The sequence below is a fragment of the Devosia faecipullorum genome (assembly GCF_015158295.1).
GTDB lineage: Bacteria > Pseudomonadota > Alphaproteobacteria > Rhizobiales > Devosiaceae > Devosia > Devosia faecipullorum.
The window spans coordinates 1-8,189 of sequence record NZ_JACDXV010000014.1 but is presented as its reverse complement, the minus strand read 5'-3'; the positions used below and the strand labels follow the sequence as shown (position 1 = coordinate 8,189).

7 protein-coding genes and 1 pseudogene are annotated in these 8,189 nt (G+C 58.1%); 6 read left to right on the top strand and 2 right to left on the bottom strand.

Annotated features, from left to right (window positions below):
- Positions 1–130 precede the first annotated feature (130 nt).
- Positions 131–271 (top strand): annotated as a pseudogene (locus H0482_RS16340) (IS3 family transposase); the annotation flags it as partial.
- 301 nt (positions 272–572) lie between these two features.
- Here H0482_RS16340 and H0482_RS16335 read toward each other — a convergent pair.
- Positions 573–923, bottom strand: a complete 351-nt coding sequence (locus H0482_RS16335) for a MerR family transcriptional regulator (protein WP_193731104.1) — start codon at positions 921–923, stop codon at positions 573–575.
- Between the two features lie 1,504 nt (positions 924–2,427).
- On the opposite strand from H0482_RS16335, the gene H0482_RS16330 reads away from it, so the two are divergent.
- From H0482_RS16330 to H0482_RS16310, 5 genes are all read left to right on the top strand, one after another.
- Positions 2,428–2,733, top strand: coding sequence for a hypothetical protein (locus H0482_RS16330; RefSeq protein ID WP_193731103.1), 306 nt, complete (start codon positions 2,428–2,430; stop codon positions 2,731–2,733).
- Positions 2,734–2,857: 124 nt separating this feature from the next.
- Positions 2,858–3,331, top strand: a complete 474-nt coding sequence (locus tag H0482_RS16325; RefSeq protein WP_193731102.1) for a hypothetical protein — start codon at positions 2,858–2,860, stop codon at positions 3,329–3,331.
- A 61-nt stretch (positions 3,332–3,392) separates the two neighbouring features.
- Positions 3,393–4,268, top strand: a complete 876-nt coding sequence (locus H0482_RS16320; protein ID WP_193731101.1) for a coiled-coil domain-containing protein — start codon at positions 3,393–3,395, stop codon at positions 4,266–4,268.
- Between the two features lie 210 nt (positions 4,269–4,478).
- Positions 4,479–5,159, top strand: a complete 681-nt coding sequence (locus H0482_RS16315; protein ID WP_193731100.1) for a hypothetical protein — start codon at positions 4,479–4,481, stop codon at positions 5,157–5,159.
- Positions 5,152–6,867 carry a type IV secretory system conjugative DNA transfer family protein gene (locus H0482_RS16310; RefSeq protein ID WP_193731099.1) on the top strand — a complete coding sequence of 572 codons (1,716 nt, stop codon included), beginning with the start codon at positions 5,152–5,154 and terminating at the stop codon, positions 6,865–6,867. The genes H0482_RS16315 and H0482_RS16310 overlap by 8 nt, the downstream gene beginning before the upstream one ends.
- A 63-nt stretch (positions 6,868–6,930) precedes the next feature.
- Here H0482_RS16310 and H0482_RS16305 read toward each other — a convergent pair whose 3' ends face one another.
- Positions 6,931–7,200, bottom strand: coding sequence for a CRISPR-associated protein Cas2 (locus tag H0482_RS16305; protein WP_193731098.1), 270 nt, complete (start codon positions 7,198–7,200; stop codon positions 6,931–6,933).
- Positions 7,201–8,189: the final 989 nt, after the last annotated feature.

The window sequence follows — 8,189 nt, the reverse complement described above, 5'->3', positions numbered from 1 at the left end:
CGACAAACCATCCAGCATCGGCGCTTGCAGCACCGCAAGCTCGCCGCATAACATCAACCCAAAGACGAGGCCGATACTCCGCTAATCCAAGACCCAAACTGCGCCAAATGATCTGACGACGGACAGCTATGAAGCGGTAGAGTTCGCCACGCTTGAATGGGTCGACTGGTTCAACAACCGGCGCCTGCTCGAGCCAATCGGAAACATCCCACCGGCGGAAGCCGAGGCAAATTACTACGCCGCACTGGATCAATCGGCCATGGCCGCATAACTTAGACCAAACAGCCTCCGGCAAACCCGGCGCGGTTCAGTCGCGAGACATGAGGTGCTTTTGAAGCTCTCAGAGTGACGCCGGTGCAGCTTTGTGAAAGGCCGATAGCCCACGTGCTCTTCGAATTCGGCAATGGCAGCGACGACCGCGTCGATGGTCTTTTCACTCAGTCCTTCTGCCTCTTTGAGGTAAATTTGATACTGAAAGCGCATCTCGAGATTTTGTGGGTCCATTTTCCAGGGACTTTGTCCGTGAAAGCGCAACCAGCGCAGGAGAAGATCTGACTATTAGTGATTTTGCTTCAGCGCTGGATGAACACCCCATGCGCTTCAAGTCGCTCCAAAGTGGTCGGCCCGATGGTCAGCCTGGCGGCGTGCCCAAAAGTCGGGCAGGTCCACGTCAGCCGTCCTGCACTTCCGCTGTGACTGGAAAATTCCACCACCCGACCCGCCATATCCTGCTGGCTGCCGCACGGCAGGCAATACAGCTCTGAAGCGACCGGCTTGCGCTTTGCAGCGTTTGCTCGCTCGGCGCGAAAGCGATTCAGATCGGATCCGAGATACCGGCTTGGTTTCAATCCGCTGATTGAGGCGAGACCAGTCCGTCGCCAATTTCGTAGCGTGTTTGGGCACACGCCATAGAGCTCGAGCACGTCCTTCTCCGAATATACTCGGTGGGACTTTGCCTTCCGCGGGTTATGGCGGATGCGGAAAGCCTTTGCAGGCGCGGGCATACTCATCGCGCACCGCCCTCGTTAGAGAGAACGGCTTCGTATGCTTCTATTTCCGTTTAGCGCCGTCTCGTCGTGCCTGGCCCTAGGCTGATGGGCGAGGGGATCATATGGAGCGAATGTCAGCGCCATACGGTTGCAACTGACACACACCAGCGACCAGCCAACTTCCGAACAGATAAGAAGGCTTCGCCAGGTGATTGGTGAGCCTCTTCTGGCGGAGCAACGGAGCGTAAGCTACGGGAAGGATACTCGGCGTGTGCCCGGCGGCGATTTTCACGGCGCTGTCGATGGCGGGACTTAAGCTCTGCATCTGCCACTGCAGCAGATGGCGTGTTCTCCACCCCTTGATGAGGTGCCCTTGCGCTTCGCAACGCATCCGGGTCGCCGGCTGGCGGCATCGATGCGTTGAAGAGATCAAGCGTGATGGGGTGATTTTTCTCGCGACGTGACATGCGTACCTCGTCGCCCTAGCGGGCGATTAGGGACAGCGCGTCATGCGCAAATTCAATTTAAATTCGGCGACAAGCCGGGGAGCAATCCAAGACAGAATCATTTGATCTCAGATCATCGCAATTAAGGTTATTCAAAACCTCGTTGGATTCAAGCGCTTAGCAATTGATGGGCTGGACTTTACGATCGCAAAAAATCACAATAAATTCAACAACTTACATAAAATAACTGGCGGAGAGAGAGGGACTCTCAGCCGGGGCATCCTGAGTGCGGAGGTTTCCAAGGCGTTCGAAGAGAGCCCGGTTTCATTGCCCATTCTGGATACATCGGTGGGTACATTTGGTACATCGGCATGTTAAAGCTTTCCGCAGCTTTCGCTGCGTGCGGGCCGTAGACTTACCCGATGTCGGATGGCGCGTTTACAGCGGTGGTGGCTCGATACGCTGTCTCATCCTCGGCCCTGCCTTGGCAGGCCGGGGATGAGCCCGCAGGGGCGAAGAGCCAACACCGCTGTCACCGAGCAGGGCCCACGATCCATCTGGCGGCGACTTTTGGACCCCGGCATGGCCGGGGCCGCGCGGCGTATCCCGCGCGGAAAAGGAGCAGGATGGACTGGGGAGGCGAGGGGAACGCCCGTCCAAAATGCGCTATGTTTACTGGTCCGCCATTCCATGGTGGCGTCGCTCCTGGCCCATACCGGACCGGGCGAGGGGCATTGCGCCCGATTTCCAGAAATCATAGTTAATTTTCCGTTAACGCGGACGGCGCTCAATCCGTAAGGATAGAGGCATCTATCCATGCTCGGCGCCAGGATAGAGGTAAGGATTGAGGTCTTTATCCTTTCCGTTTCCCAAGGATAGTGGTTTCAATCCATGAAGCTAAACCATTGATATCGCAGTGAAAAAGCCCTTGACCCGGTCAGGATTCGGTGCCCTTAATCCCAGCATCGAAACCAGAACGGAAAGGAATTTCGATGCGAAAAATAATCGGCAGACGCGTGTTCGACACGAACACGGCCGAGCATGTGTGCGACATCCGTTGCACGGCTTACGGCGGTGACTTCCGCTGGCACGAGACGGGGCTCTTCCGCACGGCATCGGGACAATGGTTCCTCGCCGGACGCGGCAATGCCTTCTCGATGTGGGGGCGCGATGGTGTGGGTGGGCAAGTCCCGGGTGAGGGCATCAAGCTCATCAGCAATGATGAGGCTCTGGTAATCCTCGAGGCCGAGGATATGGACGACGTGATCGAAGAGCATTTCGAAGTCGTCGAGGGCTAGCAGCTCCTCACCCCAGGGGCCATGCAAGCGGTCCCATCTTCCTGAACAACCGATCAGCGCAGCTCCGGCGGCGGTCCCATGGCCGCCGTGCGGCCTGCTGCTGGCTAAAAAATGGAAAACCAAAATGCAAAGCGTTCAAAAACTTGTTTCGGCACTCTTTATGGCGCTGGTGACTATCGCCGGTATGGCGGTCCTGCTCATCGGGCTACCGCGGCTGGATTATGTGGGTAATGCAGGGGGAGCCTGGTCCGGCGAAGTTCCCATCCGTCTGCTGCCGATCCTGCTTCACTTCGAAGCTGGCGACTCCATCCTCTGCTTCGAGGGAGCGCCGGACTACGGCTGCTTGCGAGCGAAACTTCTGACAGGCGCGCTCTTTGACCAGCTGTCGGAGGATAGTGGCGCCCTACTGGTGCGCAACTTTGGTTGGTTTCTGTGGTGCAGCCTGCTCTTCTGTGCCTTCCGGGTTGCGTACTATTTCAAGCCCTCCCGGCAAGTCTTGATCGAGACAGCTGCCGAGATCGAGTCATGGCTGCCAATCGCCCACCTCTCCTGGCTGATCTTTGCAATGGCCGTCGCTTATCTGCTGAGCCTCCAATGACGCTCAAGCGGCTCTAAAACCGAAAATCCAAAAAATCGAAAAACCGGAATCGAGGTGTGTCATGGCATATGATCGTGGGCAGATCGGCAAAAGCATCACGCAGATTGAGCAGAAGCTCGCGACCGACGGTCAGGACGCGCCGGCCGGGGTGGTGATCGATGCCGTGGTGGCGGCTGGGATCTGCGGACGTGGCGTTGCGCAGCAAGTTCTCTCTGAACTGCGCGCCGGCCGGAAAGCCAAGGAATTTGAGAAGTCTGCTGCTGAAGAAAACGAGCCTCCCTCCAGGGAGATTGCTGGGCTGCTGACGCATGTCGACGACCTTCACCTTGAAGTGGACAAGAAGCGGCGTGACCTGGCATCGGCGGCGGCGGCCCTTATCGAGGACATGAAAGCCGCGTTTAGTGTCATCGTCACCGACCAGGGGCTGGCCCTTCAGCGCAGCGAAGAAAACAGCCGCATCCAGATTGAGTTGCTTGAGGGGTCTCTCGCCAAGGCCATGCAGGCGGAGGCAGAGGCTTCGGAAAAGCTGGAAGCGGCAGAGGCGGACCGCGCCGAACTTTTTGCGCGAATGACCGAAGCGGAAGAGCATCGTGATGCATTGCTCGCTGGTCTTGCCGCCGCTGAAATGGAGCGGGACCAGCATCGTGCGGCAGCGGAACAGCTACGCCTTGATCTTGAGGCCAACCGGCATGACCTCGCCATGTCTCGTCAAACCGAGACCGCCCTGCGCGATGAAATGCGAGCATCAGCAGCGGGACAGATCGACCGCATGGAACTTATGGCGAAGCACGAGGCCCTGGCCGCTGCTTTAGCCCAGGAGCAGTCCCGCAACGCTGACCTTCATGCCCAGATTTTGCGCCTGGTCGGCACGGTTCTTCGGCCCGACGCTAACGCGGAAGCGGCTAAGCCTCCGGACGCTGACCAGCCGTCCCAATAGCAGAAAATCAAGACGACCGCCTGCCCATCGAGGTGCCCACCAGTGGTGGGCAGCCATTGCCGCCGCGCACCCCGAAAACACAGGGCCACCGCCTCCTCCTTGATCCTGACCCCGCACCCACAAGGACGTGTACGGGGTCAGGATCAAGGCTCCGGCGGCTCAGAGAGGTGTGGCGGCGGCAGAGGAAAATGACTGCTGAATGTGGTGGGCATGCGGGAAGAAAGACAGGAAGTGAAGAAGATGAAAGTGACAGAAAGGGATGCCGAGCTGCTGAGCCGGATCAATGCCTTCGGGTTTATGCGCGTTGAGCAGGTTGCGGAGTTCTGGCGGGTGGACTTTTCGACGGCCGCCCGGCGTGTGCGGAAGCTGATTGCGGCGGGCCTCCTCAAGCGCATTGAGCTGGGCATCATGACCAACCGCCCCCTGGTGGTGACCATGGCGGGTTGCCGTCTCATTGGTGACACCATCCCGCCCATGACCGGAATTCGGGCGGGAACATTTCGCCATGATGGTCTGCTGCCCGATCTGGCCCTTTCACTGGAACGCCGTTTCGGCGTGGCTTTTGAAACGGAACGGCAGCTTCTCGCGCAACCCGATGCCGTCAGGGGCCATCTGCCGGACGGGCTCCTGCATCTCAAAGATGGCCGTCACGTCGGCATTGAGCTGGAGCTGACACAAAAGTCACAGCGGCGACTGACAGATATCATCTCCATCCATGCCTCGAACCTGGCTCTGGACGAGGTTTGGTACGTCATCATCGACGAGGCGATGCGGCCCGTTCTGACCCGCGCTGCCGCCGATCATTCCCACATCAAAATCGTCAAGTGGACGCCGCCCTCGCGACGCACCGCAAAACCATCTCCCTCAAATTCTGGAGTTCATCATGAGTAACCTCAATTCTCGCCCGACCGACGATGCCACTCTTGTGTTGGGAGGCCTGTTGCTAGTTGCGGCATTGGTCGCCTTTATCTCCATGGGACCGGTAGCCATTTTTGGGGCCGCAATCCCCTGGTTGATTGCCTGGGCGACGGGGCGCTCCAGCAATGCACTTGCCCAGCTGCTGTTTGGCTTGGTGGCCCTCGCGGCACTCATCGTCCTGGGGCACTTCATGCCTGCTTTATATGCGGGATACGCAGTCATTTCGTCGGCTGATGATGTGGTGCAGGGCTGGATTGGTTTGACGTACCGGACCGATATCGCCCCTTCCGCTGTGGTCCTTGGTCTGGCTATCGGAAGCGGCGCCCGCTTGTTCCTGCAGGACCATTGCAACAGCTCACCATACACTGATGAAAAGCTACCTTCGCCCGCGCCTATTGCTCGAATCCGGTCAAAGCTAACCGCCTCATCTTCCAAAGCCTACGATGAAGGGAGCGCCCTGGGTATCGACCCGGAGACCGGGAAGGACGTGGTCTTGAGCGACCGCGATGCTAACCATCATGTGCTGATTGTCGGCGCGACGGGCTCGGGGAAGACGGTCACCGGATCAAATATTATCGTGTCGCATCTCCAGCGTGGCTACCCTGTCGTCTTTCTGGACGGGAAGGGTGATATCGACCTCGGCCGAAGGTTGAAGGCCTATGCCGAGCAATTGGGGCGGCCAGCGTTTCTTTTCCATCACGAGCTCGGTGGCAAACTGGACGACGCCTGCGCATACAACCCTGTTTCAGCCGGCGACTTTACCGCGCTGGCCAACCTGATTACGTCGCTCCGGCCGTACACCGAGCCGTATTATGAAGTCTTGCAGAAAGGGTACATGCAAACGGCGGTCAAAGTCGCCATGGCGATTGGAGAGCCGTTGGACCTGCTGACCCTTGGGAACCTGCTCAGCGTCAATGCGATGACGGCAGCCATCCGGAAGAACAAGCACAGGATTCCAAATGCGCAGGCCTTGTTGCTGGAGGTCCAAGGTCAGCGTGCGGCGGAAGAGGCGGGTGTCGAAAGTCTCATCGGGACCATCAAGAACCTCACCCAGTCTTCGCTTGCCCCACTGTTCGACACGCGCGGCGGCCGACCCGTACTCACCTTGTCTGAAGCTCGCGGATATGGCGCCTTTGCCTATTTCTCATTGCCGGCGCTGGCCCATGGGGACTTCTCGAAAGACCTTGGCCAACTCGTCATCAACGACATAAGGCTGACATTGGCCAGAGGCCGCGAGTCGTTGCTAATCGTACTTGACGAGCTGTCGACCTATTCCGGGAAACAGATCCTTTCTCTCGTCAACCAAGGCCGCGGCTTTGAAGCCAGGGTGGTCCTTTTGGGGCAAAGTTTCGCTGATCTGGAAAGCGTCGAAGGCATCGACGGCAAGGCTTTCCGCAACCAGATTCTGGCGTCCATCAATACCGTGATCGTGCACCGTCTTAACAGCCCTGACGACGCCGAACTTGCGGCGCAGATCGCGGGCACTTACGCCAAGCCGGAAATGACAGCACAGACTGTCGGCAACAAACCGACCGGCGCCGGCTCGGTTCGCATGACCAGAGAATTTTTGGTCGGCCCGGATCGGTTCAAGCGCCTGCAACGTGGTCAGGCGATCATATTGAGCAAGTTCGGGAAGCACGTCCGCACGATCAAGGCGCGCTTGCCGAAATTCATGAATTAGGGATTTGCGCAGATCAGGTGCGTTTCTTCTCGCGCGGCGGCTCGGTGCAGGGTCGCAACCGCGTTATCGCTCTGGTGGATTTTCCTTCAGCCACGCGTTAGTGCCTTTCTTTGCGGTGTAGCCGTGATTCTTGGTCAACTCGGAGACCCAAGTTAGGTCGTCGCTATCCACGAATTCCCGCAGGTGGTCGTGAAGCTCCTTGGCCGTATTGTCCACGTTGATAAGCCAAAACGAGTTCAGGGCGCGATGAGCGCCTAGCCGCTCTAGCTCTTCCCACAGTTTGGGGTAGTCCTTCCGCTTGATCAGGTCGTATGTGAATACGTAGGTGGCCATAGATGACGCTCCGTTGCGGTTGATTTTCGGTTCCCTACTAAACCTCGCAGTCTATGAGCCGCATGGCCTTGTCCCCGCGTTTGTAGCCATTACGGGGCGCCTCGGACTTTTCGTTGGTAACGTTGGCTCCGAATGCTTCATCGAGACGGAGCAGTTTCCAGCCGGTGCGCTCTTTGCTTACGCTACCGCCGCGGACCTGCCAGACCCGCATAAGGTCGTGGCCCTCTTCGCTGGTCCCGACAGCGTGGACCTCCACGATGCGCGTGAAGCCGTCATATCGGAGTTCAAGGCACTTACCTTGGCGTAGAGCATTACAGGCTTCGATCTTCCACATAGCCACGTCAAAGCTGTAGCTGACTTCAGGCGGCTCCGAGTGTCAGCGGTCTGCACGGCAGGGCCTAATTCCAAGGCCTGATTCCAAGCGGGCTAATTTACCGCCGCATCAAATGCTCAGCAGGCGGCCGATTTCTTCAACCGATGGCGTGGCTGCCAAAATTGCCATTGGCGATCTACAACCCACCATATTGGATTCTGGGAAAGTGATACTATTCCGCTATGATTATACTTCGTGCTATCAGTCGATGAGTGCATAGGGGTAGCTGTGATGGCCGCCCAAACTTCCGTCTTCGCGAATGTTTACTCGCCCGCGGAACCTCGTGCCTAGGGCGGCCGATCGAACTGCTAGAGGGCAGCGATCAATGGGCAAGGCCGGATCATAGCCATCTTGCCCCGGCACCGCGCGGACGCATTTCTTGCCTGCTTCGTCCGTGCAGACTTCTATCAGAATCTGTGGGTATTCCGCGTGACTGCCCTTAGCCGGGCTCTGGTCGTCAATAAAGACCAGAGCCGACCTGACACGGCGAACTGTTCCCCGTCAGCGCCCATGGCACAGATTGAGGGTTGAGCTTTAAGGAGTGTTTTGGTCTCGTCGTCTGACGAAGGAACCAAGATGACTGCTAAATCCCCGAGCACCAAAAAGCCTGCCGAGC